Consider the following 18,535-nt stretch of genomic DNA (forward strand, 5'->3'; position numbering starts at 1 on the left):
CACTCTGTGAACCCGGATTGTATCAGGGGTAGGTGTAACTGGCCTGCAGGCCCAGGGGAATACCCAGTGACCAGTAGATCACCAGGAAAATCGACCAGCACAGCAGGAACACCAACGAGTACGGCAACATCAGGGAGACCAGCGTGCCGATTCCCGTGCTCTTCACGTAGCGCTGGCAGTAAACCACCACCAGAGGGAAATAGGGCATCAGCGGCGTGATGATATTGGTGGAGGAGTCACCCACCCGGTAGGCCGCCTGGGTCAGGTCGGGGGAGAAGCCCACCTGCATCAGCATCGGAACGAAAATGGGTGCCAGCAGCGCCCACTTGGCGGAGGCGGAGCCCACGAACAGGTTCACGAAGCCGACCAGAAGAATAATGCCCATCAGGGTTACCGGCCCCGGCAGCGCCATCGCCGCCAGCAGGTTGCCACCCTCCACCGCCAGCAGTGTGCCCAGCCCGGAGCGCCCGAACTCGGCGATGAACAGGGCACAGAAGAATGCCATGACGATGTAGTAGGACATGGAGCCCATGGTTTTCGACATGGCATCGATGACATCCTTGGACTTCTGGAAGGTACCCGCCGCATAGCCGAACACCACACCGGGAATGACGAACAGCAGGAAGATCAGCGGCACGATGGATTTCATCGCCGGGGCACCGAAGGCCGCCAGGTTACCCGCACTGTCGCGCAGGGCAGAATCCCCCGGCAGCATCCAGGCAATCAGTGCACCGATGCCAACCAGCATCACCAGGGTGGAGAGCCGCAGCGCCCGGCGCTCGCGTGCACCGACTTCCTGCATCACCGGCATATCTTCCGGGTCGCCGTCGATCGCCACTTTTTTCAGTCGCGGTTCGATCACCTTGTCCGTCAGCCACCAGCCCAAAAGCACGATGACGAGGCAGGAGGCAGAGGTAAAGAACCAGTTGTTGAGCGGGTTCAGCTGCAGTTCCGGGCTGACAATCTGCGCCGCCGACTGGGTGAAACCCTGCAGCAAAGGATCGATCGCCGAGGGCACGAAGTTGGCCGAGAAACCACCGGAAACCCCGGCAAAGGCCGCGGCAATACCGGCGAGCGGATGGCGGCCGGCAGCGTAGAAAATCACACCGCCCAGTGGGATCACCAGTACGTAACCCGCGTCCACCGCCGTATGGCTGACGATGGCCACCAGGATCAACATGGGCGTCAGCAGCATCTGGGGGGTCACGCCGAGCAGCTTCTTGAGCACCGCATTGATGAAGCCACTCTGCTCCGCCACACCCACACCCAGCATGGCGACCAGCACTACGCCGAGAGGCGCAAAACCGGTAAAGGTGGTGACCATGTTGGAGAGGAAATAGGCAAAGTTGTCGCCGGACAGCAAGTTGGTCACCTGGACCGCCTCACCGGTAGCCGGGTGGATGGCATCGAAACTGACGCCGGAGAGCAGCATGGACAGCACCCATACCGTCACCATCAGGATCAGGAACAACACCGCCGGATCCGGCAGCCGGTTGCCCACCACTTCAATAAAGTTGAGCGCACGATCGACCCAACTGCCCTTGCCCGGGCCATTGGGTGCATCCATCGGTGCGGCGGTATTTGCCGGAGATTCACTCATCGGTTTGTCCTCTTTGTTATTGTTTTGCTCACCAGCCATATCGTACCTGCCTTCAGCCGATCTTGCGGATACCGACCGCGTGACGGAGCTTGTCGATAAACGGTGCCGAGTAGACCCGTGCCTTTTCCGCCCCCTTTTCCAGCTCCAGCTCGATCTGTGCCGGATTGGCAAGGAGTTCGTTATAGCGCTCCCGGGCATCGCCGATCTGGCCATTGATCAGCTCGAAAAGCTGCTTCTTGGCCTCGCCCCAGGCGATGCCCTCCTCGAAAGCCCTGCGCATCTCGGCGGTTTGCTCCGGAGTCGCAAACGCCTGCCATACCTGAAACACGGTAGAGGTATCCGGATCCTTCGGCTCTCCCGGCTCCAGCAGGTTGGTCTTGATCTTGTTGATGTGCTTCTTCAGCTGCTTCTCGGTCAAAAACAGCGGGATGGTGTTGCCGTAGCTCTTGCTCATCTTGCGGCCATCGAGGCCCTGCAGGACCGCCACATGATCATCCACTACGGCCTCCGGCAGCGCGAAGTGCTCGCCGTAGTGGTGATTGAAGCGCTGGGCAATGTCGCGCGCCATCTCGATATGCTGGACCTGGTCCTTGCCCACCGGCACTTTGTTGGCATTGAACATCAGGATATCCGCCGCCATCAGGATCGGGTAGCTATAGAGGCCCATGGTGATACCGAAGTCAGAGTCCTCACCATCGGCCCGGTTGGCATCCACGGCTGCCTTGTAGGCGTGGGCGCGGTTCATCAGGCCCTTGGCCGTCATACAGGTCAGCAGCCAGGTGAGTTCGGGGATCTCGTGAATATCGGACTGGCGGTAGAAGACCACATTGTCGGTGTTCAGCCCCAGTGCCAGCCAGGTAGCGGCGATCTCCAGGGTGGACTGGTGCACCTGCTCCGGATCCTGGCACTTGATCAGCGCGTGGTAGTCGGCCAGAAAGTAGAAGGACTGGTTATTCTGGTCCTGGCTGGCGGCGATCGCCGGGCGAATCGCACCCACATAGTTGCCGAGGTGAGGGGTGCCGGTAGTGGTAATACCGGTCAGTACACGCTGTTTACTCATAAACGCTATCAATTCCGTGCTGCATTCTCGGGAGTCAGGGGCGAATAATACCCTTTTCGGACACTGGATTGTACGCCGCCTAGCCCCGGGCTGGCGCCAATCAAGGCAGCCGCAAAACCAGGATTTCGGACATAAAATGACCAACCGGAAAATTGCCCGCCAGCGGTAACAGTCGACATTGTGGTTCGGGAAAAAGAGATAAGATGATGGCAGCGTCTTGCGACTGTGTTGTTCCCCGGCCACTGCCTTACACGGCCACCTTAGCTGCTGCTCAGGTATCGCGGACTCAGGGCCGCCGGGAAGCATGGCCATCGATCAGGTTGCTGAAAAAGCTTCACAGACAGGACAGAATGTAAGGCAGAGCACTGAGCCTGCCTGGAAAATACTGCGGGGTTTATCAGCATTCTGATCGCTGTCTTATTTTTCGCGCTCTCCAGCAAAAGGGCTCAGCGGTGGATAGAAAATCAAAGCTGATCAAAGTGATGGGACTGGCAGCGGTGGCGATCATGATTGCAATACTCGCCGCCTACATATTCATACTGGTTAAAATCCGTGCAGAGATTCCCGTTGGCATTTTCATTCTGCTCCAGGGCCTGGGTGTTGTTTCGGCCCTGATCCTTGTCCGACCACTGCTGATGAAAAATGGCTCCAAAGCGGAGACCCGTAACCCATCGGCGGCGAACAAGCCGTAAACAGCAGGCGCCCTCTGCTGGCCTGCCACGGAGTCCTTTTCACAGGCTGGAATTGAAGCAAGATCTCGCAAATGCGAGAGCACCTCTTCCAGATCCTGCTGATAGCCTTATCTCAACGCTAATCCAACGAGCCCCTGAAAACTCAACTGGCACCCCCCCGAGCCTATGAACTTTTCGGTGAACCCTTCAGCCCGGTAACGCTGGCGGTTGATTTCGGAGTGTTCGCACTCCTGTTCCTGCTGACCAGCTTTTCCTGCTGAACGACCCCAGCAAGATCATGTAATGAAGACTGCCGCTGAGGCTCAGGTCCGGTACCGCTGGCTACGCGTCGTTCCAGCGATTCCTTTCAGCTGCTCCTTTCAGCCGTTCGTGCCAGCCAGCGCCGGTATTCCCCGGCCAGTCGGCTCCAGCACAGTGGTGACATATCCACCTGTGGCAGTGGTCGGCGCAACTTCGCTACCTCTGCCAGGGCGGTCAGCCGGTTGACTGCCTCACCGACCGAGCCATAGCGACACTGCGCGGGATAGTAATCCGGGTATGCCTGCTCGTCAGGCACCAGCGGAGAACAGCCGAGTGCGCAAGCCTCCATCACTGCGAGGCCCTGGAATTCGTGGTGAGCGGTACTCAGGAAGACATGGCTGCCTCCCAGTAACTGCCGATAGGCTTCTGTCGAGGCCTGATAGCCCAGAGCCTGCAACTGCTGACCGAAGCGCCGACGAATCTCCTCAAACTCCGCGGGGCTGTTACGGAAGGACTCACCGAGCAGGTTCAGCCTGAACCCGATTCCGCGCTCCACAAGCCCGTCAAGGATCTGCAGCAGCCGTTCCGGCCCCTTGTCGTATTCCCAGCGCGCAGCCCAGGTGATTACCAGGGTCTCCTCCGGCAGCTCAGCCCGGGAACTGCCAGGTTGAAACAGGTCGTTCTCCACTGGAACCGGCAACACCCGGGACTTGCCCTCGACCTCCTCGCAGACACCCGTCGGCACGCAATCCGGAAAGCGCTTGAGCAGGCGGCGGGCACCATCCAGCAGGGTCCGGCGATTAAATTCAGAGTTGAACAGCAACAGGTCAGCGCAGAGGGCCGTATAGATATTCAGAAGCTGCGGTTCGACAGACTGGAACGCGTCTTTCGAGCGCGGGTAAGCGAACTGGTTTTCGTGAAAGTAGACCACCGTGGGCACCCGGGCGATCTCCGGCACCAGGCCCCGCAGCGCCGACAGATCCGTCATCGAGGTGGCGACAATCAGGTCCCATGGCTGGCGGAGTTCGGCGGCATCCTCCCCCCTGCCCCAGCTCAGGCTGTTGCCGCGAATCCGCCAGCTGAAATAGCGCGGCGGCAGGGTCAGTACGGTCCATTGCCAGTCCGGAATCGCCTCGACCAGGCCGCGCCGCCAGTGCTTGTGGCTGCCGGCATCGTAGGCGGACAGGAGCAGGACCTTCATGGTGGAGGGGTGGGCTAATCTGTCTTGTCTTCGAAGGGGCGCACATGCATGAGCCGTGCGAACAGGCTGGAAGTATCCCAGCGGCCACCTCCGAGTGCCTGCACCTCACTGTAGAACTGGTCCACCAGCGCGGTCACTGGCAACAGGGCACCGTTGCGCTTGGCTTCGTCCAGCACGATGCCCAGGTCCTTGCGCATCCAATCGACTGCGAACCCGTGCTCGTATTCACCGGCCAACATGGTCTTGTAGCGATTCTCCATCTGCCAGCTCTGGGCAGCGCCCTTGGAGATCACCTCCACCACCTGTTCCGCGTCCAGGCCCGCCGCACGGGCGAAATGGAGCCCCTCGGCGAGTCCCTGTACGATACCGGCGATGCAGACCTGGTTGACCATTTTGCACAACTGGCCACTGCCCACCGGCCCCAGCAGGTTGGTGGCGCGGGCGTAGCACTGCAGAAAAGGCAGTGCGCGCTCATAATCCGCTTGTTCGCCGCCGACCATGATGGTCAGCGCACCATTCTCCGCGCCGGTCTGACCTCCGGAAACCGGAGCATCGAGGAAACCAATACCCCGCTCGGCACCTATGGCCGCCAGCTCACGGGCCACATCCGCCGAGGCGGTGGTGTGGTCCACGAACAGGCTGCCGGCCTGCATTCCCGCAAAAGCGCCCTGTTCACCGGTCACGACTTCCCGTAGATCGTTGTCATTGCCGACGCAGGCAAATACCAGTTCGGCACCACTGGCGGTTTCGGCCGGGGTTGCGAAGGCTTCCCCGGGATAGCTATCGAGCCATTGCCGGGCGCGGCTCGCAGTGCGGTTATAGACGCGCACGCTGTGGCCGGCGTTGGCCAGGAAGCCCGCCATCGGATACCCCATTACGCCGAGCCCGAGAAATGCGACAGTCGCCATGGTTTACCCCCAGATCATCCAGATCAGTGCCGCACCCAGCAACAGGCGATAAATCGCGAACGGCGCCATGCCGATGCGGCTGATAAATTGCAGGAAAAAGTGAATACACAGGTAGGCGCTGATACCCGACAGCACCGTGCCCAACAGGATATCCCCCCAGGGCACAGCATCGAGGGACAGCAGGTCAAAAGTCAGCAGCATGGCGCTCAGCGCAATCACCGGAATCGACATCAGGAACGAGAAGCGCGCGGCGTCCTCGCGCTTCATTCCCAGCATCAGGCCCGCCGTCATGGTAATGCCGGACCGCGAGGTACCGGGGATCAGAGCGAGCGCCTGGGCGAGACCGATCATCAGCGCCTTTTTCCAGTTGAGATCTGCGAGGGACTCCTTGCGCCGTCCGAAAACATCCGCCCACCAGAGCAACAAGCCGAAGCCGATGGTGGTGGCGGCAATCACCGCGGCCGAACGCAAGTGGGTCTCGATAAACCCCTTGAATGCCAGGCCAATGAGACCGGCGGGTATGGTCGCCAGCACGATCAGCCAGGCGAGCCGACCGTCATCGGTGAAGCGGTTATTCACCAGTCCGCCCAGACCATCGCGGAGCAGAGCCCAGACTTCACTGCGGAAATAGATAATGACCGCCGTCAGGGAGCCGAAGTGCACCGCCACATCAAAGGCGAGCCCCTGATCGGGCCAGCCAAGCACTTCCTTCGGCAGGATCAGGTGGGCCGAGCTGGAAATGGGCAAAAACTCGGTAAGGCCCTGGATCAGGGCCAGGATAACGATATGAAAAAATTCCATGGATGGTTACTGCGAACGGATTTTTTGTCGTTTTTGCCAGGTGATTTCGTCGCGCAGGTAAAGCGGCTCCAGCTCCTCTGCACGCACACTGACCCCGTTTTGCCACAACAGTGCTGCCAGCTCGGCAATATCCCGGGCGTGGATCAGAGCCTCCACCTCCACAGCCCGGACCGGTGCCTGAGCCAGTTCTTCATAATGCCAGCCGGGCCCCACGCCATAGAGCTCCTGCGGCAGGTCGGATTCGCGCAATTGCTGCGCTGCCTGCGCGGGATCCTGTACTGCCTCAGGTAACAGGCTGCAGTTGGGGGCTTTCGGCGAGTATACGCCCCAGTACACCTGCCCCATGCGGGCATCCAGTGCCGCCACCACCGGAGCCTGCTGCCACTCCGGATGCTGCCGGTGCGCTCCGGCCGCCAGTGCGGCCAGGCTCGAGACGGGCACCACGGGCTTGTCGGCGGCAAAAGCCAGACCCTGTACGCAGCTGATCGCGATGCGCAGGCCGGTAAATGAGCCCGGACCACGACTGACCGCAAACGCATCCAGCTGAGCAATTTCCACACCGCCCTGGGCCAGTACCTCGTCGACCATCGGCAGGAGCCGGCGGGTATGATCCCGCTCTGCCCTGACGAACTGCTCGGTAACCCGGCCGTCTTCATAGAGGGCAACGGAACAGGCGCCAGAGGTGGTATCCAGGGCTAGTAATTTCACGGGTAACTCGGCTGACAACTTCTCGGGGGCGAATTGTGGCACGGTCGGGGGAGAGAGTCATGTTTACGGGTCCCACTTGCAGGGAAAGGCCCGGCTGAAAGGCAGTGGAGCCCGCTGAAACAGAAAAGCCCCGCTGAGCGGGGCTTCTGGCTGCACCTTATCCAGACCCTGTCCAGCCACCGGCGTGGTTGGCAGGCCCTGAAGGGGACATTACTGCTTCTTTGGCGGACGGCCGCGGCGAGCCATGGTCTTTTTGGCTGTGGCCTTGGTCTTGGCCGCCTTGGGCGGACGACCGCGGCGAGCGGACTTCTTCGGTCGACCGGGAGTTTTCTTGGTAGCCGCCTTCTTGGCTGCGCTCTTCTTCGCAGCTGCCTTCTTGGGTCGACCAGCCTTCTTCTTGGCCGACTTTTTGGCTGCCTTTTTGGCTTCAGCCTTGGCCTTGGCCGCCGCTTTCTTCTCCAGGGCCTTGGCCTTGGCCGCCGCCTTCTTGGCCGAGGCCTTCAGCTTGGCCTGAGCCTTTTTCTCGGCAGCCTTCACCTTCTTGGCATCAGCCTTGGCGCGGGTCTTTCTCCAGCGGCTTTCAAATGCCTTCACCGCTGCCGCCAGATCCTTCTCGGCTTTATCGGAGAGCTTCGCAGCCATATCGCTGATTTTTGCCTTGGCAGCTTCTTCCGCCTGGCGAACCGAATCCATCGCCTTGGCCTTCGCCAGTTCCACCTTGGCCGATGCCACCTTGGCGCGCAAATCCTTCGCCTTGGCATTTGCGCTGGTCAGGGCTTTCTTTGCAGCGGCGGTACCGGTTTTCTGTGCCCGCTCACGCGCCTTGGCAACCCGATCCATCTGGGTGTCCAGGGACTTGGTTGCGGACTCCACTGCTTTTTCAGCTTTGCTGACGACCGGTGAAACGGCTGCTGTGGCTTTTGCCTTCGCAGGGCGTTTGGCCTGCTTTCTCTTCTTCGCTACTCGTGCCATCCCTTGTCTCCTGTCAGAGTCGGAAAACTACCTCTGCAATCAATCTGAAAGTGTGCTGGCAGTATTGCCGTTTTGCTGCCCCGGGACTTTTTACCCACCTCCCGGGCTTTAATTGCAGCAAGCCGCAACGTTGTAAACGCTGCAACTTTATCAAAGTTAATAAAAAAAAATTGCTTTGCAAGGAAAAAGGGAAAAAAAACCGTGTTTAGGCCAATAAAAAATAACTTTTGCGGAAATTTGCCGCCGCCAATCCAATTAAAGGGGCGGCAAACAGGAATCCCTATCGTTCAGCCGGATACTTTTGAGAACTGAGGAAGCCTCTCTTCAACAATCCGGGCCAGGGTTTCAATATGATCAGGGCGGATATTCAGAGCGGGGATATAGCGATACTCCCCCCCACCGGCTTCGACAAAATTAGCGCGATTCTCCTCCGCGATTTCCTCGATGGTCTCCAGGCAATCCGCCGCAAACGCCGGACAGATAACATCGACGCTCTCCAGGCCCTGCTTGCCCCACTCGATGAGTGTTTTATCCGTATAAGGCTGCAGCCATTCAGCCTTGCCGAAGCGGGACTGGAAGCAGAGTTGCCAGCGATCCTTTTCCAGCCCCAGTTCCGCCGCCAGGTGCTCGGCAGTTCCCCGGCATTGATCGTAATAGGGATCGCCCTTGTCCACATTTGCCTTGGGAATACCATGGAAAGACAGCAGCAGTTTTTTCGCCGCACCGTGCTTTTCCCAGTGTTCACGTACGGAATTTGCCAGGGCACGCACGTACATGGGGTGCCGGTAATAATCGTGCACCAGGGAGATATTCGGAATATTGCGGCTGTGGCGATAGATTTGCGCCACCTGATCGTAAATAGAACCTGTTGTGGTCGCCGAGTACTGTGGATACAGAGGAAAAACCATAAAGGAATCAAAGCCTTCCCGCTGCAGACGCTCTATGACATCACAAAGCCGGGGATCGCCATAAGTCATGGCAAAGTCGACACGGACGTCCGGGCGCTTCTGCCACAGCCGCTCCTGCAATAATTCGGCCTGGCGGCGGGTGTAGTAAAACAGCGGAGCACCCTTCACCGGCTCGCCATCCAGGCCGGTGTTCCAGATTTCCGCATAGGCCGGCGCGATACGCGCGGGCCTGAGGGGCAGGATGATCCCGTGCAGTATGGGCAACCAGGCCAGGCGGGGGATTTCCACCACTCGCGGATCGGAGAGGAACTCCCGCAGGAATTGTCGCACCGCCGGGGCGCTCGGCTCAGCAGGAGTCCCCAGGTTCATCAGGATGACCGCTGTCGACATGTATTTGATCCTATCGGTAATCGGTGTGAGCAGAAAATCAGTCACGCAAAAGGCTACACCATCCGCCATTTGCGCGCTGGACGGACACAAAAAAGCCCCCAGGGCGGGGGCTCTTTTACGATCGGTGAGGCAGACTGGATCAGCTCAGTGCCGCCATGACCTTTTCGCGAATCTCCTGCATGGTACCAACGCCTTCCACCTTGCTGCATTTCGGGGCAGCCTCGGGTGCGCGCTCCGCCAGCTCCCGGTAGAAACCTACCAGGGGCGCAGTCTGCTCGTGATAGACCTTGAGACGGTTACGGACAGTCTCCTCGGTATCGTCGGCGCGCTGGACCAGCGGTTCGCCGGTGACATCATCCTTACCCTCATCCTTGGGCGGGTTGTATATGACGTGGTAAACACGTCCGGAGCCCTCGTGCACCCGGCGGCCGGAGAGACGCTTGACAATCTCTTCGTCGTCAACCGCAATTTCCAGTACGTGATCGATGGGCACATCTGCATCCAGCAGAGCCTGAGCCTGGGGAATGGTGCGGGGGAAACCGTCGAACAGGAAGCCGTTGGCGCAGTCAGGCTGTGCGATACGCTCCTTGACCAGTGCGATGATCAGATCGTCCGACACCAGTTTGCCGGCGGCCATGATGTCCTTGGCTTCCAGACCGAGGGGAGTCCCCTCTTTCACCGCTGCCCGCAGCATGTCACCGGTGGAGATCTGCGGAATGCCGAATTTCTCTGTAATGAACTGAGCCTGGGTGCCCTTGCCGGCCCCCGGCGCCCCCAAGAGAATGATTCGCATAGTCAGATTGCCTCCAGATTATCGGACGTGCCAATGCCCGCCGCGCCAAAAGAGCGCTACCTTACACGCTGCCCCTGACTAGGGCAAGGTTGCCGAACGCCCTCCCGGCCCCGCCGGCAGGGGCATACAGCCAACCAGGACGATAACTGAACAACCAGTCACAAGCCCGTGACTATGCTCATTATCGTGGGTGCCTACACACCATATCGCCCTGCCCATCGAAGGGGATAACCGATGAAGATCGCCGTTTTCAATGCCCGCAGCTATGACAAGCGTTACTTCGATCGCTACAACCGTCAGCATCGCCATGAATTGCATTATGTGGATACGCACCTGGACGAGCAAACACTCGTCCTGGCTGACGATGCCGAGGTCATCTGTGTATTCGTGAACGACCCGGTCCCGAAACCACTGCTGAAACGCATGCGGGAAAGGGGCATCCGTATGCTGGCACTGCGCTCTGCGGGATTCAATCACGTGGATATCGCCGCGGCCAACGAGCTGGGCATTCTGGTGGCCAACGTGCCCGGATACTCCCCCTATGCGGTCGCCGAACATGCCGTTGGCATGATCCTCGCCCTGATCCGACGCCTGGTGCGAGCCCAGGCTCGTGTTCGCGAGGGAAATTTTTCCCTCGAGGGCTTGATGGGCTTTGATTTGCACGGCAAGACCGTGGGGATTGTGGGCACCGGCAAGATCGGCTCGGTGTTTGCCCGCATCATGCACGGTTTTGGCTGCGAACTGCTTGGCTGCGACCCGGTGGAGAGCGAGGACTGTCGCACACTTGGCATGCGTTACGTGAATTTCGATACGCTTTGCAGGAATTCTGACATCATCTCCCTGCACTGCCCGCTGTTGCCCGATACCCGTCACCTGGTGAATGAAAAGGCGATCAGCGAGATGCGTGACCGGGTGTGCCTGATCAACACTTCCCGGGGCGGTGTGATCGATACCGCGGCGATTATCCGCGGGCTCAAGTCCGGCAAAATTGGCTACCTGGGACTGGACGTTTACGAGGAAGAGGAAGACCTGTTCTTCGAGGATCACTCCGACTCGGTGATCAGCGACGACGTATTTGCGCGACTGCTGACGTTCAACAATGTCATGGTAACCGGCCACCAGGCCTACTTCACCCATGAAGCGATCAGCAATATCACCAGGGCCACGCTGGAGAATGTCGGGGAATTCGAAAAAACCGGCAACTGCACCAACCGGCTGGTCGCCGGCTGATCTCCCCGGGCCGGGCGTGCCCCGGCCGCGCTATTTCAGCCCGTTCTCCTGCCCCTTGGCCTGGTTCCAGAGCTGATCCAGCTCCTCCAGGGGTGCATCGGACGGCTGGCGCCCCTGCGCCTGCAGTTCCCGCTCAACGATGTTGAAACGTCGTTCAAACTTGCGGTTGCAATGCCGCAGTGCAGTCTCCGGGTCCACATTCAGGTGGCGCGCGGCATTGACGCAGGAAAACAGGAGATCACCCAGCTCCTCCCGGACGTGCTCCCGATCTTCCGAGGCAATGGCAGCACGCAATTCAGCGATCTCTTCCTCAATTTTCGCCAGCACACCATCCACTGCGGGCCAGTCGAAGCCGACCCCGGCGGCCCGCTTTTGCAGCTTGGCGGCGCGGGTCAGCGCGGGCAGCCCTGCCGCTACACCGTCGAGTGTGCCGCCCTCACCCCTGGCATCGCGCTCCCCGGCCTTGATGGCTTCCCAGTTTTGCTTCACCTGAGCCTCGTCCACTGCCCCGCCGCGGTTATCACCGTACAGTTCGCCACTGGGAAAAACGTGGGGATGTCGCCGGACCAGCTTGCGCACCAGGGTGTCGACGATACGGGAAAAATCGAAGTGCCCGGCCTCGCGTCCCAGCTGCGCATAGAAAATCACCTGAAAGAGCAGATCCCCCAGTTCCTCATGCAGGTGCTCGAAGTCCTCCTTCTCGATGGCCTCCGCAACCTCGTAGGCCTCTTCGATGGTCGAAGGCACGATGGTGGAGAAATCCTGTTTCAAATCCCAGGGGCAGCCGCCATCCGGACTGCGCAGCTGCGCCATGAGGAAAAGCAGGTCGTCAACGGAGTAATGTGCTTCCATGGTCGGGTCCCTTTCCGCCAGTGGCCGTCAGTGCAGCATGCGCCGCTTTGCTGAGGCCACGTTGGGCAACTGGTTGATGCGGTGGAGCACGCGGCTCAATTCCTCGAAATTGTGGATCTCTGCCGTCAGTACCATATCCACCGTGTGCTTGTGCTTGTTGGAGCGGGTCTGCATGGCGGTGATGTTGATACGCTGGCTGTCCAGCATCGCGGTGATATCGCGCAGCAGGCCGTGGCGGTCGTATGCCTCGATCATGATTTCCACCGCGTAGAGCTCCTTGGGCTTTTCCGCCCACTCCACCTGCAGGACCCGCTCGCGCTCGTCGGCATGCATACGCAACATATTGGGGCAGTCCTTGCGGTGAATCGAAACACCGCGACCGAGGGTGATGTAGCCCATGATGTCGTCACCGGGAACCGGGTTGCAGCAGCGGGCGATATGGGTCATCAGGTTGCCGACACCATCGATATACACATCCGCCATGCCCTCGCCGCGGGCCACGGAGGCAGTCAGCGATGGAGTCGGCTCCACCCGGTCCACCTTGACCATGCGCTGGGCGGCATTGAGCACCTGGCCAACACCGATATCCCCGGCACCAACGGCCGCGTAGAGGTCGTCGAGGGAATGCATGTTGAGCTTGGCCGCCAGCTTCTCGAAGTCGAAGTCGATCAACGCCAGCTGCTTGAACTCCCCGTCGAGGATGCTGCGGCCATCAGCGATATTCTGATCGCGGGCCTGCTGCTTGAACCAGTGAATGACCTTGGCGCGGGCCCGCGAGGTGGTGATGTAACCCATCCCCGGAGAGAGCCAGTCGCGGCTTGGCGCCTCCCGCTTGCCGGTCAGGATTTCCACCTGGTTGGCGGTGAGCAGCTCGTGGTTGAGCGGCACGATACGACCGTCCACCTTGGCACCACGGCAGCGGTGGCCGATCTCGGTGTGAATCTTGTAGGCAAAGTCCAGCGGCGTCGCACCTCGGGGCAGGTCGACGACATGGCCGTCCGGGGTAAACACATAAATGCGGGTATCGACATCGCTGGACTGCAGGTCGTCCTGCAGCGGGTTGCCCCCCACTTCCTCGTGCCAGTCCAGCACCTGGCGCAGCCAGGAGATCTTCTGCTCGTAGCCGTCCTGCCCCTCGGATTTCTGGTCGGTGCCCTTGTATCGCCAGTGAGCGCAAACGCCGTACTCCGCCTCTTCGTGCATGGCGAAGGTGCGGATCTGTACCTCCAGCACCTTGCGCTCCGGACCGATCACTGCCGTATGCAGTGAGCGGTAGCCATTTTCCTTGGGTGAGGCGATGTAATCGTCGAATTCATTGGGAATGTTGCGCCACAGGTTGTGCACGATACCCAGCACTGCATAGCAGTCGCGCACGGTCGGCACCAGGATGCGCACAGCGCGGATATCGTAGACCTGTGAGAAGCCGATATTCTTGCGGCGCATTTTGCGCCAGATGCTGTAGATGTGCTTGGCTCGACCGTAGACCTCGCCCTGAATATCCGCGCGTTCCAGTTCACCGCGCAGCAGCTCCAGGACTTCATCGATGTATTTCTGGCGAGCCAGCCGCTTTTCGTCCAGCAGCCTGGCAATCTGCTTGTAATCGTCAGGTTCCAGGTAGCGGAAGGAAAGGTCTTCCAGTTCCCACTTGATGTGGCCGATGCCGAGGCGGTGTGCCAGCGGCGCATAGACATCGGCGACTTCCCGGGCGACCCGACGGCGTTTGGCCGGGTCGGCGTTCTTGGCCGCACGAATGGCACAGGTGCGCTCGGCCAGCTTGATCAGCGCAACGCGCACATCATCCACCAGCGCCACCAGCATGCGGCGGATATTCTCGGAGTGCTCCTCCACCGCGACGCTCTGATTCTTGCCGGTCTCGGCACTCTGGCTGCGGATTGCCGCCATACGCAGGACACCGCGAATCAGCTTGGCGACGGTCTTGCCGAACTCGTCCTCGACCCTCTTCAACGGCAGGCGTTTCTCCCGCACTGCCCGGTACAGCACCGCCGCACAGAGTGCTTCACCGTCGATCTGCAGGTCGGCAAGGATCTCGGCCATCTCGAGGCCGGTGAGGAAACTGCTGGCTCCCTCGGCCCAGATATTCTCTGCGGCGATCGCCTGCTTTTCCGCTTCGGCACTCACCTCCGCCGCCCGGCGCAGGGTGACCAGCGCACCGCCGTCGAGGCTCGCCAGGGTCTGCACATGGCGCAGCCAGGACTCGATATCCAGCTCGCCGTCTGTGCCGATGGAGTGATGCTTACGGACTTGGACCATGGATAAATCGCGACCGGTTTACTGGCTGAACAATCCCGAGGAGAGGTAGCGGTCCCCCCGATCACAGACGATGGCGACGATGGTCGCATTCTCCACTTCGGCGGATAACCGCAGCGCCGCCGCAACCGCCCCGCCCGAGGAGACGCCGGCAAATATGCCTTCTTCCCGCGCCAGGCGCCGTGCCATTTCCTCTGCTTCCCCCTGATCCATGTCGATGACCCGATCCACTTCCTCGGGCACGAAGATCTGCGGCAGGTAGGCCTGAGGCCAGCGGCGGATACCCGGGATGCTCGATCCCTCGGTAGGCTGCAGGCCGATAATCTGGATCTCCGGGTTCTGCTGTTTGAGAAAACGGCCGCAGCCCATGATGGTGCCGGTGGTGCCCATGGAGGAAATGAAGTGGGTCACCTCACCCCCGGTCTGGCGCCAGATCTCCGGGCCGGTACCCTCCATATGCGCCAGCGGGTTGTCGGCATTGGCAAACTGGTTCAATACCAGCCCCCTGTCCTCGGACTGCATCTCCAGGGCCAGGTCGCGGGCACCCTCCATACCGGCTTCACCGGAGACCAGGATCAGCTCGGCACCGTAAGCCGTCATGGCTGCCTTGCGCTCGTCGGTGGCGGTCTCCGGCATAATCAGGATCATGCGGTAGCCCTTGATGGCAGCTGCCATTGCCAGTGCGATACCGGTGTTACCGCTGGTCGCCTCGATAAGCGTGTCCCCGGGTTTGATCTGGCCGCGGGCCTCGGCGTGGCTGATCATGGACAGGGCCGGCCGGTCCTTGACCGAGCCCGCGGGATTGTTGCCCTCGAGCTTCAGCAGGATGGTGTTGCTGGTCTGCCCCGGCAGGCGCTGCAGTCTGACCAGTGGCGTATTGCCGACGCAGTCGGCAATCGTCGGGTATTCCATATGCGAGCTTGATCCAACGAAAAGCGGAGCGCCATTCTACCTGCCCTTGGGGCCCCTCGCGACCTCAACTCCCGGCGCCTACCAGTATCGGGCCCAAGGGGGTAGAATCGAACAAAAATAACACGACCACCAATCGGGGGTTCCCCCATGGCAGCAACCCAGTCTCCGGGACAGGCCCACCAGCCCCCGGCCCACCTCCGCTCCCTGCGGGCCCTGGTATTCCGCTTCACCCTGGCGCCTGCACTGGCACTGGCTGTGGTGCTGGGCGTGCTGTTCACGCTGCAGCAGATGCATGAGCGCCGCCAGCTGCTGCTGGCACACGGCAGCGCCAGTGCCGAGCAACTGGCCGAACTGATCGAGTTGAGCGGTGACCACCCGACCCACCTGCGTCGCGAATGGCTCGAGAAAAGCCTGCTGGCTCTGATGCTCGAGAAGGACATGGTACGCTCGGTCCGCGTCTACTCCGTCAAGAGCGCCGGGGCCTCCGGCGAAGCCGAATTGAAGGTGCTTTCCAAGCAGGGGCCCCGGCCAAGGGTCGAGATCACGGCCAGGGATGTGGCGCGCAATGGCCCGTTCATTTTCGAGAAGGGCGACAGCCTGCAGGTCCTGCACCCGCTCAAGGGACCAGAGATCACCTGCTGGATCAGCATCGAGCTGCATCGTCCCTACTTCGCCGTTGGAACTTACCAGGTGCTGCTGGTCACACTGCTGGGTCTGATTCTCTGCACCCTCGGTGCACTCATCTGGTCCACCTTTATTTCTGAAAAGTTCAGCCGCACGCTGGAGCGGCTGGGCGACCGCCTGGAATCGATCGGTCGCGGCCACTTTGAAACCCGCGATGAGGAGGTGGACAACCGCGAGCTGCACCGCCTGGCCAGCAGGATCAACACCATGGCCGAAAACCTGCGGAGCTACCAGGAGGAGTACAAGTCGAATGTCCTCCAGTCCATGGAGGACCTGCGCCAGTCCCTGGATGCCATGGAAGAGCAGAATATCGAGCTGGACCTGGCACGGAAAAAAGCCGTGGAGGCCAGCCGGGTGAAATCCACCTTCCTCGCCAATACCAGCCACGAAATCCGCACGCCACTGAACGGCATTATTGGCTTCACCAACCTGCTGCTGAAAACGGAGCTGGACGAACTGCAGCAGGATTACCTGCAGACAATTCTGCGCTCGTCAGAGAACCTGCTGACGACCATCAACGACATCATGGATTTCTCCCGCATCGAGTCCGGCAACCTGGTGCTGGACCACACCCCCATGGATCTTGGACTGGTGCTGGAGGAAACCCTGCAGATCCTCGCCCCCTTCGCCTACGATCATCGCCTGGAGCTGGTGCCCCTGATCGACAGCAAGCTCCCGAGCACGCTGATTGGCGATCCCCTGCGCATCAAGCAGATCTTCACCAGCCTGGTCGGGAACGCCGTGCGCCAGTCCGCCGAGGGCAATATCCCCATCCGTATCAGCGTGCAGAGCAGCAAGGACTCCGAGCTGCTGGTGCGCGTCAGCGTCACCGATCTCGGCAACCGGGCCGTAGGGCACGACCGGGTCGAACTGCACAAGCTGCTGGAAACTTCGCCCCACGAGCAGGACCAGCAGCTCAGTAGTACCGGGCTAGGACTTGCCATCGCGCGCAGCCTGATCGTACAGATGGGTGGAAGTATCGGTGTGGACGAGGCCGCGGGCGGCGGCGCGACCTACTGGATACACCTGCCATTGAGGCTGGAGCGCAACCGCACCGCCCCCATCCGCGAGCGCTTCCCGGGAGCCCGGGTTCTTCTGGCAGATCCCAACCGCATGACGCGCATGCAAGTGGCCCAGCTGCTTCAGCACTGGCAGGTGGAACCCGTCGAACTCTCCGAGCCTGACACCCTTGAGCCCGCCATCGAGCAGATGTGGCGTCACGACGCCCTGCCCGACGCAGTGATCATTGACACCGCCATGGCTGAGGGTGATTTCGAGCCGTTTATCCGCTGCGTTCAATGCCTCGCAGATACCTACCAGTGCCGAATCATCGTGCAGGGCTCGCCGGTGGAGCTGCGCCGCTGCTATGAACCGCTGCGCACCCGCGCGCTGGCATTCCTGGCCAAGCCGGTGACCCGGGACAACCTGTTGCGCGCACTGCGCCGTGCCGCCCCCCACCAGAGCTCCGTGAAGCAGACAGGCCTCCAGCAGGCACTGCCCGGGCCGACAACGACCCGGGTCCTTGCCGTGGACGACCACGAGGCCAATCGGCTGCTGATCAGCGAACTGCTGCGGGGCCTCGGCGTGGAAACGGTGCTCGCCGCCAGCGGCGAGGAAGCGCTGGCGCAGTTCCGGCAGGGGTCTTTCGACCTGGTATTGATGGATATTCAGATGCCGGGCATGGACGGCATCGAAACGACGCGCCAGATCCGCGCCGAGGAGGGAGACCAACGCACCCCCATCATCGCTCTTACCGCCCATGTAGGCAGCGAAGAGAAAGCGCGACTGCTGGCCGCCGGGCTCGACGACTACCTCAGCAAGCCAGTCAGCGAGGCTCAGCTCACTCATACGATCCAGCGATGGATGAAGATACTGGCCCCGGAGCGCACTGAGCGAATCGCGCTCGATCTTCCGCGGCTGGTGGATATCACTGAGAGCCTGGAACTGAGTAACAACGACGCAACGCTTGCACGGGACATGCTGCAGATGCTGATCCGCGGGCTGTTGGCCGACGAGCAGGAGATACACCGCCTGTTCGCCGCCGGTGATCACCGCGGCCTCTATGAACTGGTACACCGGGTACACGGCGGCTGTTGTTACTGCGGTGTTCCGCGCCTGCGGGAAGCCACCGGTCACCTGCAGGAACTGCTGCGTCCCCTGCAGGGACAGGACGAGGCGACGATCGATGAAGTCGCAGTGGACGCGGTGATCCGACAGATCCGGGCATTGCGGGAGTGGGCTTCAGAGCAGGACCTGGATGTGCTGTTCGGCCTCGCTGAATTGCAGGAAGCCAACGAGCACTGAGGGTTCGCCCTT

15 protein-coding genes are annotated in these 18,535 nt (G+C 60.8%); 3 read left to right on the top strand and 12 right to left on the bottom strand.

Annotated elements, in window-relative coordinates; genetic code table 11:
* Window positions 1-22: 22 nt before the first annotated feature.
* Together LVD12_RS03170 and LVD12_RS03175 are read right to left on the bottom strand one after the other, a co-directional pair.
* The gene (locus LVD12_RS03170) at window positions 23-1,600 is read right to left on the bottom strand and encodes an AbgT family transporter (RefSeq protein ID WP_237065547.1); all 1,578 of its coding nucleotides are present in this window, start codon (window positions 1,598-1,600) and stop codon (window positions 23-25) included.
* Between the two features lie 52 nt (window positions 1,601-1,652).
* Complete coding sequence (locus tag LVD12_RS03175; protein ID WP_237065548.1) at window positions 1,653-2,660, bottom strand: tryptophan--tRNA ligase; 1,008 nt, start codon at window positions 2,658-2,660, stop codon at window positions 1,653-1,655.
* A 452-nt stretch (window positions 2,661-3,112) separates the two neighbouring features.
* Between LVD12_RS03175 and LVD12_RS03180 the strand changes: the two genes are divergently transcribed.
* On the top strand, window positions 3,113-3,352 hold the full coding sequence (locus LVD12_RS03180; RefSeq protein ID WP_237065549.1) for a hypothetical protein: 240 nt from the start codon (window positions 3,113-3,115) through the stop codon (window positions 3,350-3,352).
* Between the two features lie 346 nt (window positions 3,353-3,698).
* On the opposite strand, the gene LVD12_RS03185 is transcribed toward LVD12_RS03180, so the two are convergent.
* The 7 genes from LVD12_RS03185 to adk form a co-directional block, all read right to left on the bottom strand.
* A complete protein-coding gene (locus LVD12_RS03185; RefSeq protein ID WP_237065550.1) occupies window positions 3,699-4,793 on the bottom strand; it encodes a tRNA-queuosine alpha-mannosyltransferase domain-containing protein in 1,095 nt (364 codons plus the stop codon).
* Window positions 4,794-4,807: 14 nt separating this feature from the next.
* Window positions 4,808-5,701 carry an NAD(P)-dependent oxidoreductase gene (locus LVD12_RS03190; RefSeq protein ID WP_237065551.1) on the bottom strand — a complete coding sequence of 298 codons (894 nt, stop codon included), beginning with the start codon at window positions 5,699-5,701 and terminating at the stop codon, window positions 4,808-4,810.
* 3 nt (window positions 5,702-5,704) lie between these two features.
* A complete protein-coding gene (locus tag LVD12_RS03195; protein ID WP_237065552.1) occupies window positions 5,705-6,502 on the bottom strand; it encodes an undecaprenyl-diphosphate phosphatase in 798 nt (265 codons plus the stop codon).
* A 6-nt stretch (window positions 6,503-6,508) separates the two neighbouring features.
* On the bottom strand, window positions 6,509-7,210 hold the full coding sequence (tsaB, locus tag LVD12_RS03200) for a tRNA (adenosine(37)-N6)-threonylcarbamoyltransferase complex dimerization subunit type 1 TsaB (protein WP_237065553.1): 702 nt from the start codon (window positions 7,208-7,210) through the stop codon (window positions 6,509-6,511).
* 210 nt (window positions 7,211-7,420) lie between these two features.
* Window positions 7,421-8,182 (bottom strand): hypothetical protein, encoded by a 762-nt coding sequence (locus LVD12_RS03205; protein ID WP_237065556.1) that lies wholly within the window; start codon window positions 8,180-8,182, stop codon window positions 7,421-7,423.
* Window positions 8,183-8,469: 287 nt separating this feature from the next.
* Window positions 8,470-9,480 carry a ferrochelatase gene (gene hemH, locus LVD12_RS03210; RefSeq protein ID WP_237065557.1) on the bottom strand — a complete coding sequence of 337 codons (1,011 nt, stop codon included), beginning with the start codon at window positions 9,478-9,480 and terminating at the stop codon, window positions 8,470-8,472.
* Window positions 9,481-9,619: 139 nt separating this feature from the next.
* The gene (gene adk / locus LVD12_RS03215) at window positions 9,620-10,273 is read right to left on the bottom strand and encodes an adenylate kinase (RefSeq protein WP_237065559.1); all 654 of its coding nucleotides are present in this window, start codon (window positions 10,271-10,273) and stop codon (window positions 9,620-9,622) included.
* 234 nt (window positions 10,274-10,507) lie between these two features.
* Here adk and LVD12_RS03220 point away from each other — a divergent pair, with 234 nt between their 5' ends.
* Complete coding sequence (locus tag LVD12_RS03220; RefSeq protein WP_237065561.1) at window positions 10,508-11,503, top strand: 2-hydroxyacid dehydrogenase; 996 nt, start codon at window positions 10,508-10,510, stop codon at window positions 11,501-11,503.
* Between the two features lie 30 nt (window positions 11,504-11,533).
* Here LVD12_RS03220 and mazG read toward each other — a convergent pair whose 3' ends face one another.
* From mazG to cysM, 3 genes are read right to left on the bottom strand one after another with little or no spacing between them, the layout of a single operon-like run.
* Window positions 11,534-12,355, bottom strand: coding sequence for a nucleoside triphosphate pyrophosphohydrolase (gene mazG, locus LVD12_RS03225; RefSeq protein ID WP_237065563.1), 822 nt, complete (start codon window positions 12,353-12,355; stop codon window positions 11,534-11,536).
* Between the two features lie 27 nt (window positions 12,356-12,382).
* Window positions 12,383-14,626 (bottom strand): GTP diphosphokinase, encoded by a 2,244-nt coding sequence (gene relA / locus LVD12_RS03230; protein ID WP_237065566.1) that lies wholly within the window; start codon window positions 14,624-14,626, stop codon window positions 12,383-12,385.
* Between the two features lie 18 nt (window positions 14,627-14,644).
* Entirely contained in the window at window positions 14,645-15,535 is an 891-nt protein-coding gene (gene cysM / locus LVD12_RS03235; RefSeq protein WP_237065567.1) for a cysteine synthase CysM, read from the bottom strand.
* Window positions 15,536-15,682: 147 nt separating this feature from the next.
* Between cysM and LVD12_RS03240 the strand changes: the two genes are divergently transcribed.
* Window positions 15,683-18,523: a response regulator gene (locus LVD12_RS03240; RefSeq protein ID WP_237065568.1), complete on the top strand. Its 2,841-nt coding sequence runs from the start codon at window positions 15,683-15,685 to the stop codon at window positions 18,521-18,523.
* Window positions 18,524-18,535 lie beyond the last annotated feature (12 nt).

This window comes from Microbulbifer guangxiensis (assembly GCF_021729075.1).
Lineage (GTDB): Bacteria > Pseudomonadota > Gammaproteobacteria > Pseudomonadales > Cellvibrionaceae > Microbulbifer > Microbulbifer guangxiensis.